At 67.8% G+C, this 22,021-nt stretch carries 39 protein-coding genes, 1 tRNA gene and 1 pseudogene; 2 read left to right on the top strand and 39 right to left on the bottom strand.

What is annotated here, in order from left to right; genetic code table 11:
* Positions 1-4 precede the first annotated feature (4 nt).
* The 38 genes and pseudogenes from AC4H2G_RS13485 to AC4H2G_RS13300 form a co-directional block, all read right to left on the bottom strand.
* Positions 5-895: an HK97 family phage prohead protease gene (locus AC4H2G_RS13485; RefSeq protein ID WP_494366242.1), complete on the bottom strand. Its 891-nt coding sequence runs from the start codon at positions 893-895 to the stop codon at positions 5-7.
* Positions 895-2,883, bottom strand: a complete 1,989-nt coding sequence (locus tag AC4H2G_RS13480; RefSeq protein WP_494366241.1) for a phage portal protein — start codon at positions 2,881-2,883, stop codon at positions 895-897. Before AC4H2G_RS13480 ends, AC4H2G_RS13485 begins: the two co-directional genes overlap by 1 nt.
* Before the next feature lie 13 nt (positions 2,884-2,896).
* Positions 2,897-4,504, bottom strand: a complete 1,608-nt coding sequence (locus tag AC4H2G_RS13475; RefSeq protein WP_494366240.1) for a terminase large subunit domain-containing protein — start codon at positions 4,502-4,504, stop codon at positions 2,897-2,899.
* A gap of 49 nt (positions 4,505-4,553) precedes the next feature.
* On the bottom strand, positions 4,554-4,853 hold the full coding sequence (locus tag AC4H2G_RS13470; protein WP_494366239.1) for a terminase small subunit: 300 nt from the start codon (positions 4,851-4,853) through the stop codon (positions 4,554-4,556).
* A 111-nt stretch (positions 4,854-4,964) separates the two neighbouring features.
* Entirely contained in the window at positions 4,965-5,285 is a 321-nt protein-coding gene (locus AC4H2G_RS13465; RefSeq protein ID WP_494366238.1) for an HNH endonuclease, read from the bottom strand.
* 980 nt (positions 5,286-6,265) lie between these two features.
* Complete coding sequence (locus AC4H2G_RS13460; protein WP_494366237.1) at positions 6,266-7,072, bottom strand: hypothetical protein; 807 nt, start codon at positions 7,070-7,072, stop codon at positions 6,266-6,268.
* 136 nt (positions 7,073-7,208) lie between these two features.
* Positions 7,209-7,760: a hypothetical protein gene (locus tag AC4H2G_RS13455; RefSeq protein WP_494366236.1), complete on the bottom strand. Its 552-nt coding sequence runs from the start codon at positions 7,758-7,760 to the stop codon at positions 7,209-7,211.
* Between the two features lie 109 nt (positions 7,761-7,869).
* Positions 7,870-8,148: a hypothetical protein gene (locus AC4H2G_RS13450; RefSeq protein ID WP_494366235.1), complete on the bottom strand. Its 279-nt coding sequence runs from the start codon at positions 8,146-8,148 to the stop codon at positions 7,870-7,872.
* Positions 8,141-8,521: a hypothetical protein gene (locus AC4H2G_RS13445; protein ID WP_494366234.1), complete on the bottom strand. Its 381-nt coding sequence runs from the start codon at positions 8,519-8,521 to the stop codon at positions 8,141-8,143. The genes AC4H2G_RS13450 and AC4H2G_RS13445 overlap by 8 nt, the downstream gene beginning before the upstream one ends.
* Positions 8,522-8,738: 217 nt before the next feature.
* Complete coding sequence (locus AC4H2G_RS13440; RefSeq protein WP_494366233.1) at positions 8,739-9,023, bottom strand: hypothetical protein; 285 nt, start codon at positions 9,021-9,023, stop codon at positions 8,739-8,741.
* A gap of 38 nt (positions 9,024-9,061) precedes the next feature.
* Positions 9,062-10,330, bottom strand: coding sequence for a replicative DNA helicase (locus AC4H2G_RS13435; RefSeq protein WP_494366232.1), 1,269 nt, complete (start codon positions 10,328-10,330; stop codon positions 9,062-9,064).
* Positions 10,330-10,521: a hypothetical protein gene (locus tag AC4H2G_RS13430; RefSeq protein WP_494366231.1), complete on the bottom strand. Its 192-nt coding sequence runs from the start codon at positions 10,519-10,521 to the stop codon at positions 10,330-10,332. Before AC4H2G_RS13430 ends, AC4H2G_RS13435 begins: the two co-directional genes overlap by 1 nt.
* Complete coding sequence (locus tag AC4H2G_RS13425) at positions 10,518-11,264, bottom strand: LvrA C-terminal domain-related protein (protein WP_494366230.1); 747 nt, start codon at positions 11,262-11,264, stop codon at positions 10,518-10,520. The genes AC4H2G_RS13430 and AC4H2G_RS13425 overlap by 4 nt, the downstream gene beginning before the upstream one ends.
* An 8-nt stretch (positions 11,265-11,272) precedes the next feature.
* Positions 11,273-11,446 (bottom strand): hypothetical protein, encoded by a 174-nt coding sequence (locus tag AC4H2G_RS13420; protein ID WP_494366229.1) that lies wholly within the window; start codon positions 11,444-11,446, stop codon positions 11,273-11,275.
* A 112-nt stretch (positions 11,447-11,558) separates the two neighbouring features.
* Entirely contained in the window at positions 11,559-11,732 is a 174-nt protein-coding gene (locus tag AC4H2G_RS13415) for a hypothetical protein (RefSeq protein WP_494366228.1), read from the bottom strand.
* A complete protein-coding gene (locus tag AC4H2G_RS13410) occupies positions 11,729-12,196 on the bottom strand; it encodes a hypothetical protein (RefSeq protein ID WP_494366227.1) in 468 nt (155 codons plus the stop codon). The genes AC4H2G_RS13415 and AC4H2G_RS13410 overlap by 4 nt, the downstream gene beginning before the upstream one ends.
* Positions 12,193-12,579 (bottom strand): hypothetical protein, encoded by a 387-nt coding sequence (locus tag AC4H2G_RS13405; protein WP_494366226.1) that lies wholly within the window; start codon positions 12,577-12,579, stop codon positions 12,193-12,195. Before AC4H2G_RS13405 ends, AC4H2G_RS13410 begins: the two co-directional genes overlap by 4 nt.
* Positions 12,572-12,745, bottom strand: coding sequence for a hypothetical protein (locus tag AC4H2G_RS13400; protein ID WP_494366470.1), 174 nt, complete (start codon positions 12,743-12,745; stop codon positions 12,572-12,574). The genes AC4H2G_RS13405 and AC4H2G_RS13400 overlap by 8 nt, the downstream gene beginning before the upstream one ends.
* Entirely contained in the window at positions 12,742-12,957 is a 216-nt protein-coding gene (locus AC4H2G_RS13395) for a hypothetical protein (protein ID WP_494366469.1), read from the bottom strand. Before AC4H2G_RS13395 ends, AC4H2G_RS13400 begins: the two co-directional genes overlap by 4 nt.
* A gap of 143 nt (positions 12,958-13,100) precedes the next feature.
* Positions 13,101-13,424, bottom strand: a pseudogene (locus AC4H2G_RS13390) (DNA cytosine methyltransferase); the annotation flags it as partial.
* Entirely contained in the window at positions 13,421-14,005 is a 585-nt protein-coding gene (locus AC4H2G_RS13385; RefSeq protein ID WP_494366225.1) for a WhiB family transcriptional regulator, read from the bottom strand. The gene AC4H2G_RS13385 and the pseudogene AC4H2G_RS13390, both read right to left, overlap by 4 nt.
* The gene (locus AC4H2G_RS13380) at positions 14,002-14,478 is read right to left on the bottom strand and encodes an HNH endonuclease signature motif containing protein (RefSeq protein WP_494366224.1); all 477 of its coding nucleotides are present in this window, start codon (positions 14,476-14,478) and stop codon (positions 14,002-14,004) included. Before AC4H2G_RS13380 ends, AC4H2G_RS13385 begins: the two co-directional genes overlap by 4 nt.
* Complete coding sequence (locus tag AC4H2G_RS13375; RefSeq protein WP_494366223.1) at positions 14,475-15,005, bottom strand: hypothetical protein; 531 nt, start codon at positions 15,003-15,005, stop codon at positions 14,475-14,477. Before AC4H2G_RS13375 ends, AC4H2G_RS13380 begins: the two co-directional genes overlap by 4 nt.
* A complete protein-coding gene (locus tag AC4H2G_RS13370; protein ID WP_494366222.1) occupies positions 14,996-15,847 on the bottom strand; it encodes a PD-(D/E)XK nuclease-like domain-containing protein in 852 nt (283 codons plus the stop codon). The genes AC4H2G_RS13375 and AC4H2G_RS13370 overlap by 10 nt, the downstream gene beginning before the upstream one ends.
* The gene (locus tag AC4H2G_RS13365) at positions 15,844-16,404 is read right to left on the bottom strand and encodes a 3'-5' exonuclease family protein (RefSeq protein ID WP_494366221.1); all 561 of its coding nucleotides are present in this window, start codon (positions 16,402-16,404) and stop codon (positions 15,844-15,846) included. Before AC4H2G_RS13365 ends, AC4H2G_RS13370 begins: the two co-directional genes overlap by 4 nt.
* Before the next feature lie 17 nt (positions 16,405-16,421).
* Positions 16,422-16,667 (bottom strand): hypothetical protein, encoded by a 246-nt coding sequence (locus AC4H2G_RS13360; RefSeq protein WP_494366220.1) that lies wholly within the window; start codon positions 16,665-16,667, stop codon positions 16,422-16,424.
* Complete coding sequence (locus AC4H2G_RS13355) at positions 16,664-16,975, bottom strand: hypothetical protein (protein WP_494366219.1); 312 nt, start codon at positions 16,973-16,975, stop codon at positions 16,664-16,666. Before AC4H2G_RS13355 ends, AC4H2G_RS13360 begins: the two co-directional genes overlap by 4 nt.
* Complete coding sequence (locus AC4H2G_RS13350) at positions 16,972-17,130, bottom strand: hypothetical protein (protein ID WP_494366218.1); 159 nt, start codon at positions 17,128-17,130, stop codon at positions 16,972-16,974. Before AC4H2G_RS13350 ends, AC4H2G_RS13355 begins: the two co-directional genes overlap by 4 nt.
* Complete coding sequence (locus AC4H2G_RS13345; protein ID WP_494366217.1) at positions 17,127-17,645, bottom strand: hypothetical protein; 519 nt, start codon at positions 17,643-17,645, stop codon at positions 17,127-17,129. Before AC4H2G_RS13345 ends, AC4H2G_RS13350 begins: the two co-directional genes overlap by 4 nt.
* Positions 17,645-17,848, bottom strand: coding sequence for a hypothetical protein (locus AC4H2G_RS13340; RefSeq protein ID WP_494366216.1), 204 nt, complete (start codon positions 17,846-17,848; stop codon positions 17,645-17,647). Before AC4H2G_RS13340 ends, AC4H2G_RS13345 begins: the two co-directional genes overlap by 1 nt.
* Before the next feature lie 2 nt (positions 17,849-17,850).
* On the bottom strand, positions 17,851-18,153 hold the full coding sequence (locus AC4H2G_RS13335; protein WP_494366215.1) for a hypothetical protein: 303 nt from the start codon (positions 18,151-18,153) through the stop codon (positions 17,851-17,853).
* A complete protein-coding gene (locus tag AC4H2G_RS13330; RefSeq protein WP_494366214.1) occupies positions 18,147-18,410 on the bottom strand; it encodes a hypothetical protein in 264 nt (87 codons plus the stop codon). The genes AC4H2G_RS13335 and AC4H2G_RS13330 overlap by 7 nt, the downstream gene beginning before the upstream one ends.
* A 165-nt stretch (positions 18,411-18,575) precedes the next feature.
* Positions 18,576-19,028, bottom strand: coding sequence for a hypothetical protein (locus tag AC4H2G_RS13325; RefSeq protein ID WP_494366213.1), 453 nt, complete (start codon positions 19,026-19,028; stop codon positions 18,576-18,578).
* 106 nt (positions 19,029-19,134) lie between these two features.
* A complete protein-coding gene (locus AC4H2G_RS13320; RefSeq protein WP_494366212.1) occupies positions 19,135-19,467 on the bottom strand; it encodes a hypothetical protein in 333 nt (110 codons plus the stop codon).
* Positions 19,468-19,474: 7 nt separating this feature from the next.
* Complete coding sequence (locus AC4H2G_RS13315) at positions 19,475-19,690, bottom strand: hypothetical protein (RefSeq protein ID WP_494366211.1); 216 nt, start codon at positions 19,688-19,690, stop codon at positions 19,475-19,477.
* Positions 19,687-19,998: a hypothetical protein gene (locus AC4H2G_RS13310; protein ID WP_494366210.1), complete on the bottom strand. Its 312-nt coding sequence runs from the start codon at positions 19,996-19,998 to the stop codon at positions 19,687-19,689. The genes AC4H2G_RS13315 and AC4H2G_RS13310 overlap by 4 nt, the downstream gene beginning before the upstream one ends.
* Positions 19,991-20,263, bottom strand: a complete 273-nt coding sequence (locus tag AC4H2G_RS13305; protein WP_494366209.1) for a hypothetical protein — start codon at positions 20,261-20,263, stop codon at positions 19,991-19,993. Before AC4H2G_RS13305 ends, AC4H2G_RS13310 begins: the two co-directional genes overlap by 8 nt.
* 313 nt (positions 20,264-20,576) lie before the next feature.
* On the bottom strand, positions 20,577-20,816 hold the full coding sequence (locus AC4H2G_RS13300) for a helix-turn-helix domain-containing protein (protein ID WP_494366208.1): 240 nt from the start codon (positions 20,814-20,816) through the stop codon (positions 20,577-20,579).
* A 19-nt stretch (positions 20,817-20,835) separates the two neighbouring features.
* Here AC4H2G_RS13300 and AC4H2G_RS13295 point away from each other — a divergent pair, with 19 nt between their 5' ends.
* Together AC4H2G_RS13295 and AC4H2G_RS13290 are read left to right on the top strand one after the other, a co-directional pair.
* Positions 20,836-21,219, top strand: a complete 384-nt coding sequence (locus tag AC4H2G_RS13295; RefSeq protein ID WP_494366207.1) for a helix-turn-helix transcriptional regulator — start codon at positions 20,836-20,838, stop codon at positions 21,217-21,219.
* A 38-nt stretch (positions 21,220-21,257) separates the two neighbouring features.
* Positions 21,258-21,878 carry a hypothetical protein gene (locus AC4H2G_RS13290; RefSeq protein ID WP_494366206.1) on the top strand — a complete coding sequence of 207 codons (621 nt, stop codon included), beginning with the start codon at positions 21,258-21,260 and terminating at the stop codon, positions 21,876-21,878.
* Between the two features lie 52 nt (positions 21,879-21,930).
* On the opposite strand, the gene AC4H2G_RS13285 is transcribed toward AC4H2G_RS13290, so the two are convergent.
* A tRNA-Pro gene (locus tag AC4H2G_RS13285) sits at positions 21,931-22,007 on the bottom strand.
* Between the last annotated feature and the right edge of the window lie 14 nt (positions 22,008-22,021).

Here is a 22,021-nt window from a genome sequence, read left to right as displayed (position 1 = left end):
TCTCTCAGAGGGTGGTGATGGTGGCGACCGCGAGGGCACGTCGCGGAGCGAACGCTGCGGGGTCGGTCGACTTGGCCCCGGTGGGCTCCTCGTCGACATCCGCCGTAGCGTCGGCCTGGCTCGGCTCTTCGGTCGGACCCGCACCGGTCGGTGCGGGAGTTTCGGGGGCGCTCTTCTCGCGCCCGTGCTCGACGTTGTGCTCCGGGCACGTCTTGAAACGCCCGTCGCCGAGTTGCTGGGGATTGTCGCGGTCGCACTTCTTGGCCGCCGCCTTGGGCTCCTCCTCAGGCAGCGCCGCGGTGATCACACCGTCGATCGCGTCCCGGGCGGAGACGAGCGTCTCGTAGTTCTTCTGCGACAGGACCCGGCCAGCCTTCGCGTCAGCAGCGAGCCGCTGAGCCTTGACCGCGAGGAGCTCGGTGTCCTGGTTCACGCCCAGGAGGCATGGACCCACCTCGTGGACCTTGAGCTCGTGCAGGGCGTAGACGTCCTGCCCGTCGACCGTCTCGAACCCGCCCTTGAGGACGTCGTAGGCGAACGAGAACTGGGTGACACGGCGCCCCTTCAGGAGCCGGTACACCTGCGCAGCCTTCGGGTTGTCCGCGAGATCGTCGATCTGCGCCCGCACCCAGAGTCCGCCGTCTCGCTCCTCGGCCGCGAGAACGCGCCCGAGGTGTGCGAACGGGTCAGCCCAGTCGTGGGACCAGATGACAGGCAGGGGGTCGCCCTTCTGCGCCCAGCGGCTCAGGTCGCCAGCGAACGCACCCGGCATAACGACGTCCCCGTAGGAGTCGACGTTCCCGAAGACGGACACGATCGCCTCGAACTGCCCGTCCTCCAGGCCGTCCTGGGGTCCTACAGCCTTCACGGCCGCTCGGAAATCCTTGGTGTGCATCATGCCTCCACGGTCACGTCGATCTCGCAGGTACAGCCCGCACGATCGTCGTCGTCCAGGGTTGAGTCGCCAGGCCACCGAGCCCCGTTGCTGAACGTCTCCCCAACGGGGACTGTCTCGCCGTTCAGGCGTGAGTGGCGCGAAGGGGTCGCAGTGGTGCGCCACGTCTTCACCGCGGTGAGACCAGCCTGCTTAGCCGCCTCAGTCGTGCCGAAACCAGAGACCGCCGTGACCTGAGTCGTGGCGATCTGAGCCGCGCGCGCCATGACGACACCCGCGAACAGGTCATTGATCGACACGACCGGGTCGTCCTTGCCGGCAGCCTCTTCAACCTCGACACGGGTGCGTCCGTTGATGCCCTCCGCAACACCGGAGGCGTTCGCCCTCAGCCACCCGAGCGTCAAGCCCTCGTCCCACAGAGATGGGTCGAAGCCAAGCCGCTCAAGCGCAGACTTGCCCGCCTGAGTGGCAATCAGAGCGTTCAGAGCGACCAGGTCAGCGGCAAGCTCTCGGTTCCACCGCTCCTCGTCCCACGTGACACCGCCAGCACCAGCCAGCGACGCCAGAACCCGGTGCTGACGCTCGAAGAACGCCTCAAGCACCTGGCGAGCCTTCTCCACGACCGACTCGTCCGCCCGCGCCTTGACCTGCCACGTCCGAGCCTTCGGAGCGGAGTCCCGAGGCGAAGCCTGGCCCCCTACGAGAACGTTGAGCGGCACGACGAGATCGTCGCCACCTTCGATCGGGGGCCGGTTCTCCAGTGCGCGCGCCTCGTTTCGAGTGAGCCACGGCGCACCAGTCGCGGACTGCTTGACCTCCGCCTGCTCCTCGAACGAACCGCGCAGCTTCGCCTCGACGTTCGCCTCGACATACAGGCGACGCGATCCGGCAACCTCAGGAACCAACTGGGCGTTGAGAGTGCCCTCCCATGCCGAGATGTACGGCCCGAGCGAGTCGCGGTACAGCATCTGCCGGAACTCGCGCACGTTCGAGTAGTTTCCCTGCTGTGCACCGACAAGCTCCGGGGCGATGTGCCACGCCGCAGCGCACTCGATCGCGGTCAGACGTCGCCCCTCAAGGTCCATCGCGTCCTGCGGGGTGAAGGCGTCCAGGCCATGGAGCTTCATGCCGTCCTCGAGCAGGGGAACGCCGCCCGCCTGGGGGCCGTCGCCCGTGTAGGAGGCTCGGAACCCTGCCGTGAAGCGCTCCTTGGCCTGCGGAGACCAGTCACCCCCTGGCTGAGCCGGCGCCGGGCGCTCGATCCACGCCGGGACCCGCGCGCCGTTGTTCCACACCTGCCGGCGGTACTGAACCGCCTCCGACGACTCGGCGAGAATGTCCGCCAGTGTCTCCAGGGGAGACAGGCCGGCGATCTTGGGCGCGTACCCGTGGTCGAACAGCAGCATCGACAGGTCGAGCGGACGCCAGCCATCGACGTCGCCGTCCTGGCGACGCATGGCGTCACCCACCCAGAACCAGGCCGTCGTAACCCGGCGGAGCGCGTCGACGTCGAACCGCAGCCGCCACGACGGCACCTGAACCAGGTTCAGGCTCCCATCGTCCTGCGGCTCCATGATGGCCGCCCACCGGTCGTACAGCAGCCCATCCGACAGGACAGAGTGCCAGAACCGGTACGGGGACACGCGCGGCTGCGGGGAACGGAGCGTCTCGGCCAGGACATGACCATGCAGACGCTGCCGATCCGTGTCCGACACCCGCTCGTAGGCGTTCATGGGGATGCTCGCGATGTTGCGCGCACAGAAGTCCACAACCTTGCGCACGTTCGGCTGCGTCCGCCAGATCGCCTCGACGCGAGCCTTGTGAAGCTCCGCAAGAGGAACGCCAGGGTCCGCCACCGCGATCCCGTACGATCCCGCCCCCATCCAAGGCTCGTACGGCTCCGGAAGCACACGCTGCGCGGCATCTGAGGTGTCGAACGGGTACGACGGCACGCGGTCGATGCCCAGGAAGCGGCTGATGAAGCCCATACACCCGCCCCCTTCAGATCACGATCAAGTCGTTGTCCTCATAGGCCGACCTGACCGGAGGCTTGTGGTTCAACAGCGCCCACGTGGCACCGGTAACAGCCATCAGCGGGGCCGAGTCCACCGGAGACTTCTTGCGATCCCACACCCACGCATCAGCCAGTGGCTTCGGGAGAGCAGTAGCGGCCGGAACGTCCAGAACCGGCTGAGCTCGGTGCCGCAACTCCCCGGAACGCACCAGGTCGTAGAACTCACCAGTGCCACGCCCTAGGTCTGAACCGGCCCACTCGATGACAGTGATCCCGGACGCCTTCAGGGCGGCCAGGATCGACGAGACAGGAGCGCCGGCAGACTGCAACGCCACACCGACGAGACCAGGAGAGTCCTTGCGCGCCACGTCCGAACCATCAGGGCGAGCCAAGAGCCACGGGATTACCCAGTCAGTGCCGTAGCGCGACGCCACGACTTCGACATGCACGCGGCCGTCTGCGCGGCGCCCCGCCACCGCGATGTGCGCCTGCGAGCGATCCCAGGACACATCCACACAGAAGACGAAGACCCCGCCGGCAGGGATGCCCGACTCCGGGTCGAGGCAGCCCTTCGGGTCGCCCAACTCGAAGTGGTTTTCCCACATGCCGGGGGGGAATGGCCCTTCAAGAGAGCCGTCCGACCACTGGCACAGCACCTCAGTGCGGAACACCCACTCCGGGTCGCCCTTGGCGTCCCCGGCGATCGTCCGCTCGCTGATGCCGTACCCCATTGACGGGTTTGACCACGCCCAACCGTCACGATCCGTCACGTCGCAGCCCGGTGGAGCCGACCACTCGAACAGCCCTAGCGTGTCCGGGTCATCCTCGAAATCCTCCGGCTCGAGCTCTTCGCCGCCATCGTCGTCCGCGAGATCGGTCATGCCTTCGATCTCAGCCTCGGAAGGCAGGAGCGTGCTCGGGTCGTCGGACGCGTTGATGCCGTCCGGATCGCCGAGCGCCGCATGAGCCTGCTTCCGCAGATACCGCAGCACGACACTGGACGCATCCCCTGCGTTCGACAGCGCCCAGATCATCGCCGCCGGCCGGGCCTGCGTCGTCTTCGTGATCGCACCCCACGCGTCCCACGACTGATGCTCGCGCAGCTCGTCCAGCAGGATCAGGTCACCGGAGAGCCCACGGCCAGCGCGACGGTTCGCCGCCTTGACCTTGTACCGCTCACCCGTCTTCAGCCGGATCGTCTTCTTGCCGTTCACCTTCACCGGCTTGTCAGCCAGTGCGGCGAGCTCCGGCGTGTCCTCGATGATGTCGAGCGCGCCGTCCCACACCTCTTCGGCCGTGTCCAGATCCTGCGCCGTCCCCAGCACCAGGCCCGTCCCCAGCACATACAGGAAGAACAAGCTCAGCACCTGCGACAGCGTCGACTTCCCGTTCTGCCGAGCCACCAGCACGATGACCTTGCGGAATCGGAAGATCGGGTCCAAGCGACCGCGCTTCGTGATCGTGTCCGCCGTCAACGCCGGGTCAAGTTCGAGCGCGTGGATCAGCAGCCACTTCTGCCACGGGTACAGGTCGATCCCGCACACCTCGAGAGCAAACTCGACCGCGGCGAACCCCAGAGACGTCTCCGGCGTCAACTCCCGCAGCGGAGGAGTGAAGACTCGCGGCGTCTCCGACCCGTACCGCTTAGGACGCACCACCAGGAACCACCGCCAGACGCTTCAACCGCCCCGCCTTCCCCGACTGGGCCACCGGAGCCACGCCCTGCACAGCAGCACGCGCCGCCGGCGTCGCCAGCAACTCCTTCAGCACGTTCATCAGGTGTGGCGTCAGGTATAGCGCCTTCGTCCGCGCCTCGCCCTCAAGGAACTCCGAGGCGTCGATCTGCTGCGCCAGAGTCCGACCAAGGGCAACCGCCGCCGCGTCAACATCGGCAGTAGGAAGAGCCTCAACCGTCTTCTCGAACGCATCCAGAACACCGGCCACGGGGGATCCTCCTCACGCGCGCGATGGGGTACCCCCCCGGGAGGGGGAAAGAACACCACCCCGGCGGTGGCCGCCCCTCAGGACTCCTGGTGGCGCCGACCCCCTTACCCCTCAGGGGGCTGCTGGGACTTTCGCACCCTTCCGAACGTTGCAAGTAAGGTGCGTGCACTGGACATTGCCCGGCGCATGCTCACCTCCGCGCGAGAGCGGGATGACGTGGTCGAGACTTGCGCTCATTGGGTGTGGCCATGCAAGAGTCGCGTCAACCCTGGTTGAGCAGATGCCGCAGGTCCATCCATCTCGCTCGAAGATGCTGCGAGGTTTGATCGGCTCGTAGTTGACACCGTAGCGTCGCGCTCTCGACCTGTGGTTTCGCGGCTCATCAGGGACCCGGACTCGTGTCGCGCTCGCCCTCTCTCGGCTGCGAGCCATCGCGTCCGAGCGGCACTCAGGGCATCGGACCCAGATGTGTCCCTGCCTCTGGCTCTCGTCTAGAAGGATGCCCGTGATGCGCGTCGGGGCCGGATGCCTTGGCCCAGACCTTGGCTTCGCGGCCCATTGCGCGTTGCAGTCGACGCACGCATGCCAGCGCCGCTTCTTGCGGTCCTGGCATCGCCGGAACTCGTCCGAGCAGGCCGCCGAGCAGGTGAAACTGCGAGGCTCAGTGCGGCGCCCTGTGAACACCGGGGATGCGCACGATGCACAGAGATGGCGGAAGATCCGGCACCGCGCCCCGTAGCCGTCCATCACGGCCTTGATCTGGCTCACACGCATGGGCTCGCGGCACTCGGCGGAACAGTAGACCTGCTTGCGGTCGAGCCGTCCGAAGGCAGCGCCGCACGCCTTGCATTCAGCCTGAACTGGTGGCGGTTGGTAGCCCTCAGCCTTGCGCTGGGCTTTGTAGTGCGCCCTGCATAGGCCGCGGGCCTCGTGCCTACGTTCGCATCCTTCGACCGTGCAGGTGCGCTCAGCCATGCCGGTTCACCTCTTGCCAGGTGGTCGATTAGGTCTACCAGGAGCGGGAGGTGGAGCCGAGTCCGGGCCGGTCTTCTCGCGTCTGGCGCGAGGAGTTGCATCCGAGGTGTGTTGCTCGGTGGTTGCCGGGGTCGTGCTCGAGGTGTGGGTAGTGGGCCACGGCCTTGGTGTGATCGAGGCTGAAGCTGTCGGGGTCGGGCCAGCGCAGTACGTAGTCGATGCGTTGTCCGCAGATCGCACAGGTTGGGATGCGTCTGGCTCGGAGCTTCGCGACGTCGGCTTGGTGCTGCTTGTCGCGGGGCATCGTCACCCTCCACGTTGCCCGCCCGTGCCCTCGGGTGGTGGTCACCGAGGGGCGGGCGTGTGGTCTGTACATGACGAAGGCCCCCGGTGTGAACCGAGGGCCTATCGACAGAACGTGCAATCTTGCCCTAAGGCTAACCGACAAGTTCGCCTTTCGCCATCTGGGCGTCGTCACGGCGCGGTGCGGATCGTGCGGCAAGCGCCTTCGCGTCGCGGAAGTGGAACAGGTCAGGGTCCCGAACGACAGGCTCGAGGCATTGCCTCGGCCGCTTCGCCTTGCTGCCGCCGTCTACTGCCGCCTTCCAGTTGGCCCACCGTTCGACCCATCGCTCAAGCGTCTTGGGCTTTACCTCGAACCCAACTACGTACAGCGCGGAGATGATCTCCGACCGGGTCATGAGCCTGGACTGGAATGCCTCGGCGAGGTGTGACTGGATCTCGAGGAGGCCGGCACTCTCGCCGCATTCGGGGCAGCGCGCGTCGGTGCGTCCTTCGTGCAGTCGGTACTCGCCGTCGCATCCGGGCTGGACGCACGGCCCCATCCAGCGCGGGGGTTCGGGCTGCTCGAGTGTGTGCGTGACCTTGCGCCGCAGTTCGTGCGCGGTGTCGGTGAAGTCGTAGGCGGTCTTGTCGTCGCCGCTATGGGTGAAGTGGCCGAAGCGGAGGGCGACGGAGCGCAGGAGTCCGGGCATCTGGCTGGTGTCGGGCTGCCAGTCGTCGGTCTCTTCGAGGAGCACCTGTCCGTAGAACTCTGCGGCCGAGGCGATCTCGTGCATGAGGTCGGAGATGTGGATGTTGATGGGCGGCCGGCTGCCGGGTGCGGTGCGCGTGCCTCCGCCGTTGGATGCGCCGCCGGGCGTGAGTCGGGCGTGGAGTGCGGGCCATGCGGCGACGATGGCGAGGAGGCTGTCTCGTGCGGCGAGGGCGGTGAGATTGTCCACGGGCCGGTTCTCCCTTGTTGGAAGTCCACCCGGCGCGTCCGCCGGGTGGTGTGCCAAGTCTAGCGAATCGTCCCCATGTGGGTCGCATGCGTCTATGCGGATCGCTCGTGGGCGCGTGCGGGCGTCTGTGCGCCTCTCAGACGTCGGGACCTCCCCAGGTGGCTTGGGCGCCGCCCGTGCCCTCAGATCGGCGCACAGGCCCGTCAGCGTCGATGATGGCGAGCACGTCACGGGCGGCTGTCTCGTATCCGGCCTGCCACCCATCGGGGTCGTCCGGGTGGTTGCCCTTCTCGGCCCAGTCGCGCACGCCGTCGAGCTTGCCCCGCGCCTCTCGTGCCCGTCGTGCGGCGTCGTCGCGCTGCCTGCGGTACTCGGCAGCGCGCCCTGCGAGTCGGTCGGCGAGGTTGTTCGGGTCGATGCCGAGCATGTCGTCGAGGTGGTCCGGCTCGGTGTAAGGCTCGTCGGATGCCTCGCGCTGGATCTGCTCGATGTCGGCTCGGGCGGTGGACTCGAACCGCTGCACCCGTTCGACCAGGGCGCGCAGAACCCTCGGCGTCACGAGGATGCGTTCCGCAGCCGACCCGGGAGGCGCTACGTCCGCGAGTCGTGTGGCTTCGTCCAGCAGGTCCATGCCTCCGGGCTTCTCGTCGCGCAGGTCGGACTCTGAGATGTTTGGCATATCGGTCATGGCGTCTCCCTGATGCCGGGGCACACGTACTCGACCCACTTCCCGGCCCATGTGGACCAGTAGGCGGTGATGTGCGCGTAGTGGGGGTCAGTGGCGTTGCATCGCTTGCTCACGGTGCCACCCCCTCGCGTGCGATCCGAGCGGCGCGGATCAGCCCTTCACGCACGGCCGCGTACTGGCCCGCCTGGTCGTGGCTCTCCGCGGGCCACGCTTCGACCATCGCGATGTCCCGGCCGATGTCCTGTGCGATGCGTTCGCGCACGGCCTTCTCGCGCTCGGCGTCGTGCTCGGCGATCCAACGGTCGAACGCCGCAGCGGGATCGGGGCTGTAGTCATCGAAGATGTACCGCCCGCGCACCTCGTCCGTGCTGGGCGTGTAGTCACCCACGGCCGTCTCCCTTCTCGCGGTACGGGTTGGTCATGTCTGCGTCGTACTGGTGGTTCTGCCACCCGGCGTGCTCGCCCTCGTCCCAGGCGGCTGCCTTCGCATGACGTTCGACCTCGGGCAGCACCGCAGCGAGGTAGTCCCACACGATGCGGACAGCGGCCGTGACCGAGACGCAGGGCACGGTCGCCAGCCCGCCGTCCGCGTGGGTGTGCGTGCCGTCGTGCTCCCACTGCTCAGCGAGTACGAACGCGGCGTCCCGGAACTCGGGCGTGATGCGGGAGCGCGGGTCGTCGGCAAGCACGCGGGCCATGTCGAACGCGGAGGGGACTGGTGCATCGGGCTGGTTCGGGTTGGGTGCGGGGTGGTCGGTCATCGGTCGCTCCTCGTGTCGTAGCCAGGTCCGGGAATCCACCCGTAGAGCCCGCAGTCGGGGCACTTGCGGTTCGCCCACCCGGTGCGGAGGCGACGCCCTGCGACCTCCGCGGCGTCCACGTACCCGGACGGCAGCGGGTGGTCGTGGAGGCTGTTCGGGCAGTCGGTGTCGCGCGGCCCCGGGGTGAGGTCGCCGCCGCAGAGGAACGTGGGGCGGCTCACTGGTCGGCCCCGAGGATCGCGGCCCGCACGGCATCGGCGATGAAGAGGCCACGCCCTCCGATGCGGTCCTCCACGCTGCACCACTCGTCACCCGCGGCCTCGATCACGTCCGCGAGCCAGTCCGGGTCGGCGTCGTTCGTCAGGGCAGCGGACAGGACCTCCCGCGCCGCCTCGCGGTCCTCGAGGGTCGCGAGGTCATCGGGGATTACTCCGGTCGGGAACGGGCGCCATCCGCGGAACCATCCGGCGGCCCTGTCGATCGGGGTGCGGTCGGTGCTCATGCGGTCTCCTCGGGTCGGGTGGTGGGCGGGGTTGATGGTCATGCGACGGCTCCTGACGGCTGCCATGCGCGGTCGAGCAGGCGGGCATGTGCGGCGTCCCAGTGCAGCTGCTTGACGTCCTGCATGCCCTGGCGGTTCTTCGGGACGCCGACGTGCAGCAGGGTCGGGTCGTCCTCGACGTCGCGGTGTAGCAGCAGCACAACGTCAGCGTCCTGTTCCAGCGAGCCCGACTCACGAAGGTCGGACAGCACGGGCCGCGAGTCAGCACGCCCCGCACCCTGCCGGTTCAACTGCGCCAGGACGACGACCGGCACGTTGAGCTCCTTCGCGAGCAGCTTCAGCCCGCGGGAGTACTCGCCGACGATCTCGTGACGTGGCCGGCGGTCACCGGGCGGGTTCTGCATAAGCCCGATGTAGTCCACGACGACGGCCTTGAGCGGGCCGCGACGTGCCACGGTGCGTGCGTGCGACCGGACGTGCGTGACCCTGGCCGCCGAGTAGTCGTCGATCGACAGGGGCAGGCCCGCGATCTCGGGCCGGTGCGCGGAGATCTTGCCCCAGTCGGCGACGTCGAGCTGGTGGTCGAGGAACCGGTTGAGAGCGATCCCCGTCACCTGGGCCAGCACGCGTTGGTGCAACTCGGCCTGCGTCATCTCGAGCGACGAGAACGCGACGTGCCCGTGACGCGCCATGTGCACCGCGAGCTGCAGGCCCATGAGCGTCTTGCCGGATCCGGGGCGGGCACCGATGACGTACATGGCCCCGGGCCGCAGCCCGCCGATGCGCTCGTTGATGTCGCGCCAAGGTGTCGGTGTGTAGTCCGGCTCCGGGGCTTCGAGCATGTCGAGGGTGCCTTCGAGCCGGTCGCCGATGAAGTGGGTCTCAGCGACGGCCCGGTTGGATGCGTCGACCCAGCCGCGCGCCATCTCGACGGCTTCGGCTGCGGGCACGCGCTCTTGCACGGTCTGCCGGATGCGAAGTGCGCACCCTTCAAGCCGTCGGTACGTGGCTTCGTCCATGACGAGGCGCGCGTAGTGGTCGGCGTGCGCGGTGGGCGGTGCGTCGCCGTACACGTCAGCAAGCCACCCGACGTCGATGCCACGCACCGACGACTGGCTGACGTTCGCCCAGACCGTCGGTGGGTCTGCAGGCTCACCGCGTCCGAACAGGTTCGCGATGATGTCCCACACGGCGCCGGCCTTGGGGATCCCGAAGTCTGCTTCGTGGATGTCGACGTCGGCCGTGACGGAGGGCTTGTGCATCGCGATGCCGAGGAGGGCAAGCTCGGGGGAGTGGTCGTCGGTCATCAGCGCTCCCTCCTGCGTGCAGCAAGGTGCGGCACTGTGTCATGAAGGTCTGGACGGCCGCCCTCGGCATCCCGCCTTATGTAGTAGGCGATGGCCGCTTCAGCTCGCTCGCGCCGCAGATAGACGGACATCTGTGCGCTCTCTCCGGTGCGGGTGTCGTAGATCTCCCACATCTCACGGTCGTCGGTCATACGGGGCCTCGATCCCAGAAGGTGGGGCGGGTGACGTTGTCGGTGCCGGTCTTGCGGGTGGGGAGCGGGTCGTCGTCCCAGCGGCCACCGTTGAGCCAGGTTGCAGGCAGCGCGGTGAAGGGTGCCTCGCGGTTGGGGTCGTCCCGGTAGCGCTTGGCTCCGAGGATGATGCGGCCGGGGGTGGCTTCCTTGGCTGCCTTGGCCCATGCCTTCTCGGCTGCCTTCTTGGCTTCGCGCCGGGGGTAGACCTCCCAGAAGGAGTCGAAGCCGGGGTCTGCCGCGCTGGTCCGACGCGGAGCGTTGGACGAAGTCTCTTCTCCTCTCCTATCCCCTCCCCTCCCCTCCTTGGGCGTTTTCCGGGGAGTCTTGGAGAACTCTCCGGAACTCTCCCGAGTTTCGGTGGGGTTCGGTGAGGTTTCGTCAGCGTTCTTGCAGGCCACGCACCTGGGCGCCCAACGAGGGTCGGTCTTCTGGTGGCTCGAGAGGGCCTTGACCTGAAGGAACGTGCGTCCGTTGGACTCCATTCGGATGATCCGACCGGAGTCGATCAACTCATCCAGAAGTGATCCAACATCGACGTTGTCGGCGGGGAAGATCTGCATCTTGAGCCGCACCGGGTCGTCCTCGAGGTGGCCCTGCTCGCAGATGGTGAAGTTCCACGTGCCGATGTAGAAGAGCCGTGCGTCGCGGGACAGGCTGACCATGGTCGAGTCGGTCCAGAACTCCGGCTTGATGTAGCGCATGCGTGCCATCAGCTCGCCCCTTCCCGGAGCATCGCGATCTCGGCGTCGGTGGCGCCCTGGAGGACGAGGAGGGCTTCGTCGATGGCCTGCTTCTCGCGCCCGTCTGCGTGGCCGAGGATGGACTTGGTGCGGGCGATCACGCGTGCGAGTTGCTGGTTGTCCCAGGGGTCGTAGGGGTCCACTGCGCCTCCTCTCGTGCGGGGGATGGTCCGTGGCCGTAGATGGTCTTGTGCCAGAGCCGGCCGGTGGGGGTGGTGTCGTAGGGCTTGCCGCAGCCGCAGACGTTGGGCGTGCTCACTGGTCCTCCCGTGCTGCGGTGAGTGCGTCGCGGGCCGTGTAGTAGGTGTCGCGCGCGTCGGTGTCCCACTGGTTCTCGGGGAAGCCGTGAGGGCGTGCGGTGCTGATCCACCAGACCCAGGCGTCGGCGCGGCGCATGGCGGCCTGCTCGCGGAGGGTTGCGGGGGTCATCGCTGGCGCCGATCGAACAGCCCGGTGTCGAGCGCTTCTGCGAGCGTCATGCGCTCGTTGCCCAGGACGATGAAGTGGTCGTCGAGGAGGTGTTCGAGGTCGGTGTCGTCGATGGCCTTGGTGAGCGCGGCGATGGTGTCGACGAGCTCGGTCATGGCTCGGCGCAGGACGTTTCCGGTGGGCTCGGAGGTGGTCCTGATGAGCGCCTGCACCTCACCGAGGCGGCGGTTGACGTGCCCCTCGAACCGTGCCTGGGTTCGGAGCCATGCCTTGTACTCACGGTCTGCCTGCTTGCCTGCTCCGTCGGGGATTCTCGCTCGACGTTGCGCGCGCAGGTCGGCCTTGAGTTCGCAGATGGCGTTTCGCGCGGCACCGGGTCCGACGCGGTCGAGGTAGGCGTTCCAGGCGCCTTCCTCGCACAGCGTCTCGGCGTCGAGGATGGGGACGTGCGTCGTGGCGGTCATGGCGTCACCTCAGTGAGTACGAAGCGGAGTGTGTGGATGCCGCGCGCGCACCGGTTGGGTTCGCGGCGGTAGGTGGTGGCGGTGATGTGGCGGGAGTCGTCGTCGGGCAGGATCCCGGCGTCGACCATGCCGTCGAGGCAGTGCTTCGAGACGGTGCCTGCGACGTTGGGCGGATCGGCGCGCACGTTCGTGGGGTAGCCGACCCAGACCTCGAGCTCGACGACGTTGTGGCGTCGTGCGCGCTGGGCGATGGCGGCGGACTTGCCGAGCATCCGGACCGCGCGAACCTTCGAGTCCCACTTGTGATGCGACCCGCGCAGGTCGTTCGACGTCCACCACAGGCCCGCGGGGAGGTCGACGTGGATCGTCGTCGGCTCACTCATCGGAACTCCTTCGGATGAACAGGGAAGCGACGAGGAACCCGGCGACGATCGCGTTGATGCACCACCAGCCGGGCACGATCTCGGGGTGCATGGTGCGCGCCCACTGGGTTGCGGCGAGGCACGCGATGAGGAACAGGCCCGACCAGACGGTGAGGTGGCGGATCATGCGGCGGCCTCGTTCGAGAGGTGGGCGAGGAGCTGGGTGCCGATGTGCTCCGTGTACGCCGGGGGGATGGCCTCGGCGATCTCGCGGCGGACGTCGGACCAGTCGATACCCATGGCCTGCTGCCACTCGACAACGGTGCCCTTGCCTCCGCCGTCACCATGGACGGCGAAGTAGGGGCCGTCGAAGTACTCGCCGTGCCGCCACCCGCGCACTCGGCCCCGGTGCGGTGCGGCTTGTGTGCGGGAGCCGCGCCGGCCCAGCGCCCGAGCTCGAAGTACCGGTGTCGGATGACGCCGAGTCCGAACATCTCGCCGCAGAGCGTCATGTCGCGTCGGACGGGTGCGCCCTGGACGTTCTCGATGATGTAGGGCAGGCCGGTCGCGTGAAGTAGGCGCCGGGCCTCGGGGATGAAGTCGACATGCTCGTCGGTCCATCCGTCGCGCTTCCGGTTCCCCTTGGTCAGTGCGGTGTGGCTTTGGCACGGGGGCGACGCGTGGATGGCGTCGAACTCGCGCCAGTGCTCGGAGATGAAGTCGAGCGCGTCTCCCTGGTGGAACTCGAACGGGTAGTTGGGCTGGGGGGCGATGTCGACACCGACGACGTTGAACCCGGCGCGGTGATAGCCCGTAGCTGCCCCGCCGGCGCAGCAGAACAAGTCGACTATCTTCGGCCGGTTCATGCTGCGGCCTGTGCTTGCAGGTGGTGGTTGCGGCACATGCCGTGGGAGCGGGCCTTGTTCGGGCAGTCGGGGGATGCGCAGGCGGCTTTGGTGACTGCGCGGCGCCGGCGCTGGGCTTCGGTTCCTGCGGCGCGGCATGCTTCGCAGGGCTTCTCTCCGCGGCGGAAGTGCAGGGTGTAGCCGGATGGGGTGCCGCATGCGGCACGGCGGTGCTTGGGCTCTGCCTGTCCCGTCTTGCGTGCCTCGCGTGCTGCCGCCCTTGCCTCTCGGATGATGGGCTTGCGCTGATCCTCGGCGAGTCCGCCGATGACTCCCCATTCAGCAAGTCCGGGGTGCAGTCCGTTGACGGCGTAGTCGAGGATGTCGGCGCGGCAGAGTTCGCGGACGGGGCACTCCTTGCAGATGGCGAGCGCTTCGACCTCGCGCCGCAGCTTGGCGTAGCCGCGTTCACCTTCGACCGAGTGGAACAGTTCGGGGTCGGCGTCGCGGCAGGCTGCCCGGAGTCGCCAGTCGTTGGTGTTCTCGCGGTAGCCGGGCGCGGGGCTCTGGCCGAGTCCCATCGCGTATCGCATTCCGGTCATGCTGCTTCTCCGCTTCTCTGTGCCCGGCGCCCGGCGCGCCGGGCGACATCTCGCGCGCGTCGGCAGGTGATGCACACTCGCTTCTTCTCCGCGTAGGTGTACGTGTTGTCCGGGGTGAACTCGTGGCCTCGAATGCAGTGGGTCTTGACGCGATTGATTGAGGCCCGAGTCACCGGAGACCTGCGGGTGTTCTCCCCGGGCGTGACCGGCTCGAGGTGGTCGGGGTTCACGCACGCGCGGTTCCGGCATAGGTGATCGAGCTGCATCCCTTGCGGAATGGGTCCGACGAACAGTTCGTAGGAGACGCGGTGTGTGGCAGCGGTTCGGTTGCGGACTGTGCCGATTCGCCCGTAGCCGTCTGAGGTCAGATAGCCGCCCCAGATCCAGCACTCGCCGACTCGGGCGGTGCGCCTCAAGAGACGCTCTTTAAGCGGGGCGTGAGTCTTGCGGAGGTCGAATCGCTGGGTGGTCATGGCTGCTCGTCCTCCTGTGCGGTCGGGAGCTCCTTGACGCGCGCCTCGATCTGGGCGCGCCGTTCGGGGCCGGATGCGTTCCACATGGAACGCAGCTGGGCATGGTCGTCGCATGCGGCGACCTGCTCGGCGGTGGGCTCGGATGTGAGGGGCTGAACGGTGAACGCCTCGCGCTTACCCTTCGCCGTCGTCAGGCTCGTCACCAGCGGCTTGTCGATGTGCGACATGTGCGAGATTTGAACGCCGCCGATCTGCTGGCCCGCCCACTTCACCTTGGGCTCTCGGAAGAGGGTGAGGCGACGGCCGGCGAACACGGACTCGTCCTTGCCCCATGCGGCCATGAGAACCCTGAGCATCCCCTTGCTGGGCTTCCAGGGGCGTCCGGGGGTCTCGATGGTGTGCACCTGTACGGGCTGCTCTCCGCCGACGATCTTCACCTCGGTGATCGTCACGGTGATCGGCCCGCCGATGAGGTCGTCAGCGTTGAGCTGGTCGCTGCGGGGGGCAGCGGCTTCGGTCAGGTCCATGAGTCGGGCAACTCCTCTTCATCTGCGGCGTACCAGGAAGGCGCGGCGACGGGGTGGATCGTGGGCGCGTACCCCGGCCATTCGCCGGTCGCGACGCATTCGGCGTAGGTGTCGATGGCACGGCGTACTCGTTCGGCGGCGAGCATGCGGAACGTCTCGTCGAGCTCGACGACGGACACGAAGTGTGGAGCGTCGGTCTCGACGAGGACCTGGAAGAACCGGGCGTCGGTGTCGCCGCGTGTGGCCTGCAGCCCGTTGAGGTAGTGGACGGCCTGTTCGGCGTACCCGTAGTCGGCGGCGGTGCGTCCGAACCGTCGGGGGTCGGCGGTGCGCGCGGTCTTGAGGTCGACGGCGACGGGTTCACCACGTAGCCAGTCGATGCGGCCCTTGCACCGGACGCCGGTCTCGGGGTCGTCCCAGAAGAGCGACACCTCGGGTGCGCCGTTCGTGAATAGCGGTCCGGCGATGGGGTGGTCCTCGATCGCCTTGGCCATGTTGTCGACGGCGGTGATCTGGTCGGGTGCGATGGGCACGAGACCATGTGCGCGCTGCTCGGTGGCCCACTGGATGGTCGCGGCCTTCGTGGACACGTTCCCGGACGGCGTGAGGTGTTCGTCGGGGTAGGCGATGACGCCGAGGCCGACGCCGAGGATCTTGGCGTGGGCTGCGTGGCCGAGGTCGAACGCGAGCCGTTCCTTCCGGTGCGTGCGGTACCACTGGTAGTGCGCGGGCGACTTGAGCATGTTCTTGATGCCGGTGGAGGACAGGCCGGGCATCGGGTGGTAGTCCCCGTCTCGGATGCCGAGGTGGATGCCGGGTGCAAGCTCGGTCGTGGCGGTCATGGCCTCTCTCCCATGACGCGGTCGTAGACGGCCATGGCCCAGCGCGCGTCTCCCATGGCGGTGTGCCGCTCGTCGGTCGGGGGTTCGACACCGACCGCGCGGGACAGGTCGTCGGAGTCCCACGGGGGCACGGGAGCATCGGTGCCGTTGTTCGCTGCGGCCTGCCCGGCAAGCCATCCGACGGCGAGGTTCTCGATGTCGATCAGGTGGTGGTGCCAGCCGGTCGGATATCCGTGCGCGGTCAGCAGCAGCGCCAGGCGCTCGGTGTCGAAGTTCGGCACAGCGCCGACAACATGAGCCTTGCCGTGCTCGACATCCCGGGCGAGGAAGCGCGAGATCTGACGGGCCGCGTCCGCATGCGCGACCGCACCTACCGACCCGCTGGGCCACCGCGCCATGTGGTCGCGATGGAACGAGTCCGGAAGCCTGCCGCACTTCGCGACGTCGTGGTCGATGAACAGGTGGAGTTCGATCTCCTGGCCATCCGGGTGGCGGCGGATGCCGGCGAACTCCCAGATGTCGTCGTCGAGCGACAGGCCGGTGGTCTCGGTGTCCATGAAGATGAGGGGTGCGGTCATGACGTTGCTCCTGTCCCGTAGGTGCTGCGGGCGTTGTAGAGGATGCCGAGTGCCCACTTCTTGTCGTCGTCGGTGGGCGCATCCTCGGCGAAGACGTCGCGGGCGCGGCGGTACTGGTTGAGGAGGTCGAGATGGTCGTTGTGGCACCGCTCATCACCTCGGCAGCGGCCGAGGGATGCGTTCTCGCGTTCGATGGCGTGGCGGAGGGTGGCGGCTGCGGGGACCGTGTCGGCGGCTGTCATTCGCCCGGCTCCGGTTCGGTGTGGTCGCGGCCGTACTCGTCGCGGATCCCGATGCGGCACTCAAGGTGCCGCGAGAGGAACGCGCCCGAGTTACGTCGGAAGTAGGCGGCGGCAGCATCGGGATGGCCGGATCCCATCTGGTCGTACTGACGCCAGAGGTCGCCCGATTCGTGCGCTGTGGCGAGGGCGGCTCGGTTGGCGATCTCCTCGCGGATGCGCGGCAGGTCATAGAAGTGCTGGCCCGACTCCTCTTCAGCGATGAGAGGTGGCTGGTGGTCGCGGCACACGAGGTACATGTACGTGCTCATCGCTTCTCCTTGATGGTTATGAGGTACACGCGGTCGTCGCGGCGGATCTTGATGCGCGGCTTGCGTGGGTGGAGGGTGACTTCCTGCTTCTCGCGGTCGAGGTGCAGGTGCAGGGTGTTGAGGACGTCGGTGATCAGCTCGCGGCGGGCGTTCATCGGGTGGCCTCGAATCCGTCGCCGGTCGGCCCGTCTGCGGTCGCGTCGCCGGTCATGTCGCGGATGGTGGCGCGTCGATCGCGCTTCTCGTTCTCCTCGACAGCGGCGACGATCACGACGGCGAGGTGCTGCCGGTGGTCGCGCGAGTAGTGCCCTTGCGTGGGGAAGGCTGCGCCGCATGAGCACTGCCCATAGCCGAGGAGGATGTGCTCGGACAGGACACGCTCGATGAAGTCACGGGCGGGAGCGCGATGGAGCAGGGGGATGCGCTCACGGGCCTGCGTCGCACGAGACACGGACTTGCGGAGTGCAGCGCGTGTCGCGTGGAGTTCGGCCCGAGTGCTGTCGAGCTGGTAGCGGAGTGTGATGAATGCGCCGATGACGGTCAAGATGTCGTCGCGCGCTTCGGGCGGCAAAGCGTCGGCCCATCCGTCCGGGTGCTGCCACTTCTCCGGCGCGAGGTTCCGCATCAGCACGACCACGGCGCGTTCCACTTCGGATCGCTTGGCGACCATCACGACTCCTGGTGTGTGTCGATGCGGCGGATGACCTCGTCGCGGCGGTCTACGGCGTCGGCCCAGATGCCGTGCGCGTCGAACCATTCGGGGGTGTTGAAGTCCTCGACGCGGCGGAGTGCTTCGGATGCTGCGAGGACCTCGTCGTCACGGGCTGCGAGTTCGGCCAGCAGGTCGCCCTCGGCCTTGGTGTCGGCGGTCATGGCTAGACCGCTTCGTAGGTCGCCGCGAAGATGTCGGGCTTGCAGGGGTAGAACTCGCCCTGCACCCCGCGGATGACCCAGTCACCGAGGCTCGCGTTCATGGTTCCTTCGAGCGTCTCGATCTCGAGGAAGTTCACGCCATAGTCCTCGACCGTGCCACCGTGTGACTCGATCCAGCGCGCAACGTCGGCGTGGTGGTCGGTCATCTCTTCGGCTTCGTCGTCGGTCCAGTTCTGGCGCTGGTTGGCCATCTGCATGGCCTCGATGACGACAGGCTTCTTGCGGAACTGCTGAGCGTTCACCATGGGAACTTCCTCCTGTGCTCGATGACGCTGGCGATGTACTCGGCGTCGGTCTCGATGCCGGGGTCGTTGATCGGGTCGGGGATGTCGTCGCCCCATCGCGGTTCGGGTGGTCGCGGGGGTCGTGGCTCGCGGCGTTTGGGCGGGTCGGGGTCGGCGAGTCGGATGGTGTCGAGCGCGTACTGGCGGGCGGCGTCCATTTCGTGCCGGTGCCGGTCCTCCATGCGCTGGTCGTGGAGGGGCTCGTCGGAGCGGTTCACGACGTGGCTCCGCAGTCGACGCAGACTGTCCGGCTACCGAGTCGAGTCCGGTCGCCGATAGTCGTAGCGAACGTGACGGTCTTGGCGGACGGCAGCGAGCACGCGTCACACCAGACGCCGTACTCCTGATCGAAGATCTCGACCGCAACGGTGAGGAAGCGGGCGTCAACCATCGGTCTGCACCGCCGCCCGGTTCTCGCGCACGGCCTCGATGAGCACGGCCTGCTTCTCGTCGCTGTTGTCCTCGACGAACTCGACCGCCGCCCGTGCGATAACCTCAAACGCGCGCGCCCGGGACAGCTCACGTTCGACCTGGTCCGCTGCACCGGGACCAATGCGCCCCATGAGGTTGCGGAACGTGGGGTTGGCGTAGGCGGGTCGGTGTGCCTGCTTCGGCGGGATGACGAGCGCGCCGGGGACGGTGATCGCGTCGGGCAGCACCTCGCCGACAGGGCGGTCGATCTCGGGCATCGGCTCGGGGATGTTCGCGGGGCCCTCGGGGCTGACGGTGGCGAACGGCTCGGGCATTAGGCCCTGGTTCTTGAGTTCGTCCCAGTACGTGGACGGGTGCCACGGTTCGTGCGCGTCAGGGTTCCAGGTCGGCACGGCGGCGCTCATGACGACACCTCGTTCGCGTAGGCCTCGATGCGGCGCATGTCGGCGTCGTGGCGGTGCTTGAGCCAGTGGTCCAGGGCGACGAGGCCGAGGATGATGGCGAGGGCGCTCATCGGTCCGACCCCGTGTCCACGGTGAAGATGTCCCAGACCTGCTCGGGGGATGCGACGAGGGCGTCGAGGAGGTCGTCGTACAGGTCGGCGTCGGCCTTGCCCTCCTCGACCATCTCGGCGATGTGCTGCGTGCTCGGCAGGGGCGGCATGGCGTCGCGGGCGGTGGCGAGCTTCTCCGCGACGAGGCCGTCGTAGACCGGGGTGCGCGTGCCTGTGTGGGCCGGGGCGTCGTTGGTGCCGTGATCGTCGGCGAGGAACGTCTCGACGGAGGCTGCGGAGAACGGGTGGTTGTTGAAAGCCGCGCGCAGGCGGCGGAACGGGTTGAACATGGTGGGCTCACTTCCTTGCGCGGGACCGCTGTGTCCGGCGCATTTCGTCAGGGTTGGTGGCTGTGCGATCGCGGTAGAGGGCGACGCAGTGGGCGTCGTACTTCACGAGGCGGCCGATGCGGTGGTGGGGGAGTGTGTTGGTGTGGCGGCGCACCCAGTCGAGGGACATGTCGATGCGCTGGGCGAACCAGGCGGCGTCGTGGAAGTCCAGGTCGTCGCTCACGTGGCCTCCGGGATGGGTTGGGTGAGGTAGCGCACCTCGGCGGGCCTGGTGCGGTTGCGGCTGCGGTGGTTGCCGTTGTCGCGGTAGGTGCCGGTGCCGACGAGGACTCCGGCACGGACGAGCGCGCAGATGGCGGCGCCGACACGGTGGGGGTCGACGTCGCGGGTGAGGTAGCCGCGGACGTCGGCGATGTGCACGTGTCCGTCGTTGGCTGCTGCGGCTCGTTCGATCGCGTCGTGGATCGCGGCACGGTCGTCACGTGCGGACGGGCGCCAGTCGGTCGCAACGGCGTCGAGTTCGTCAGTCATCGGACGGGCCGTCGAGTGCGGCCCGGCCGTCGCTCGTGAGGATGGCGGAGGAGCGGCGGTAGCGGTCGCTCGGCGAGTGGGTGATGAGGCGCTCGGCTCGGAGCCAGTTCAGGGACCGAGTGTCTGCCTGGCGCCCGAATCCACCGTCCTTTTCGAAGTAGATGGGGGCGTTCGGGGCAATCGGCCAGTACAACTCGACCTTTCCGTCCGCCACATCCTGCAGCGCCTGCCGACGCTTAGCGGTGAGGTTCAACTTGAGTGCCACGGGGCACTTCCTCTCGGGGGGCGACCGACGTCGATGCCGGGCGCGTGAACAGGGGGGTGCTGCTGTACGTGCGCGACACCCCGTGCTTTGGCTAACCGGGGTTCACGGCATGCCGCCCTGGTGCTTGCGGGGTAGCCGTTGCTGATCGCGCATCGTTGAAGGGATGCCTCCCTCTTCGTTCCCCCGGGGCTCTCACGAGTCGATCCCTGTCCTGCCGCCGTCGTGGCGCGAGTCGCGCTCTTGCGGGTAGTGGGTACGGCCGCTGTGCAGTTGAGTCGTGCGGTGTGTTCCATATGGAACGGTGGAGGGCGCGCTAGTCGGCCGTGAGGTCCCCGATGGAGACGCCCAGGTGGTTGGCGATGGCGCGCAGCTCGTGGAGGTACCAGCCGCCTTCGTCGATGCGGCGGTCGAGCGTTCGCTTCGACATGCCGGCTCCGGCGGCGAGTGCCCGGATGCTGATCCTGTGCTGCTTGCGGATCGTGGTGATGCGCCGCGACGCCTCGGCGTCGAGGACCATGTCGGCGTCCTCTTCTGTGAGGTTGGTGCGTTCCATGTGGAGAACTGTGCCACATGTGGCACGACTCACGCAAGAGGTGCGCCAGATCTGTATCAAACGTGCTGGTGGTGGCATCATTACAGGTATGCCTAGTGGAACGCGCCCGCAGCCTGACGAGTTCGACCGTGTCCTCGCCGCACTGGTCCGTAGCCGCATGGCCGGTCAGACACCGGCCATGTCCGCGACCGATCTTGCGGAGCGCACGGGTATACCTCGCACGACCCTGTCCAAGCTGGTGCACGGCAAGGCGCCGATGACGCTGGCGCACATCCGCCGTATCGCGGTCGCGCTCGGCACGTCGCACGACAAGCTGACGGGCCGTGCGCAGCGAATCGTGGACGGCTTGGAGACGATCGACGGTGACACGCCCCCGAGTGCGGAGGAGCATCGCGCGGGCTAGCGTGCACCTGGTACGCAAGTGCCAGGGAGGGCAGAGGGATGCTGCGGGTTGTCGACGAGGACGACGGCGGGATGAAGCCAGAGGACGACGCCTACGCGCAAGGGGTGTTGGACGGTTACCGCGAGCGTGACCACGAGCCCGGAGACGAGAAAAGACGGCGACCGCCCGGTTGGGTGGTCGCCGTCGTGGTGTGTGCTGCCCTGTTTGTCGCGTCGGTGGTGTTCTGGTTGGCGGCGGTGAACCGTGCAGCGATGCAGGAGCCATTGCGGCAGGAGGTGCATCAGCGGCAGGGCGTGGAGCAGAACGTCGGCCAGTCACCCACACCGACGCCGACGACACCGAAGCCGTCTCCCAGCTCGCCACCTGCGACGGTTGAGCCGGCACCTGAGGACGCTACCCCGCCGGTCGTGGTGGACGTGGAGCCGCTGCCTGAGCCGGTGCAGGAGGTGGATGCGCCGGAGCCTGCACCGCAACCGGCGCCCGAGGTGGTGGCCCCTGCACCGGCGCCTGCTGCGCCTGCGCCCGCCCCGAAGCCTGCACCCGTGACGCCTCCTGAGCCCGTGCAGCCTGCCAGCACGCCCGCACCTGAGCCGTCGCAGGACCGGCCGACGGGTCTCGTGCCTGGGTTGCTATGCGCGCTGCTGTGCGTGGGCGACTAGGGTGCGGCATAGAGAAGGCGGACCGCGCCGGTTAGGCACGATCCGCCTTCGGTGGTCGGGCTGACAGGATTTGAACCTGCGACCCCCTGACCCCCAGTCAGGTGCGCTACCAAGCTGCGCCACAGCCCGCCGACGGAGCGAGA

This window comes from Cellulosimicrobium sp. BMG9.23, assembly GCF_059159985.1.
This window is presented reverse-complemented; position numbering and strand designations above follow the sequence as displayed.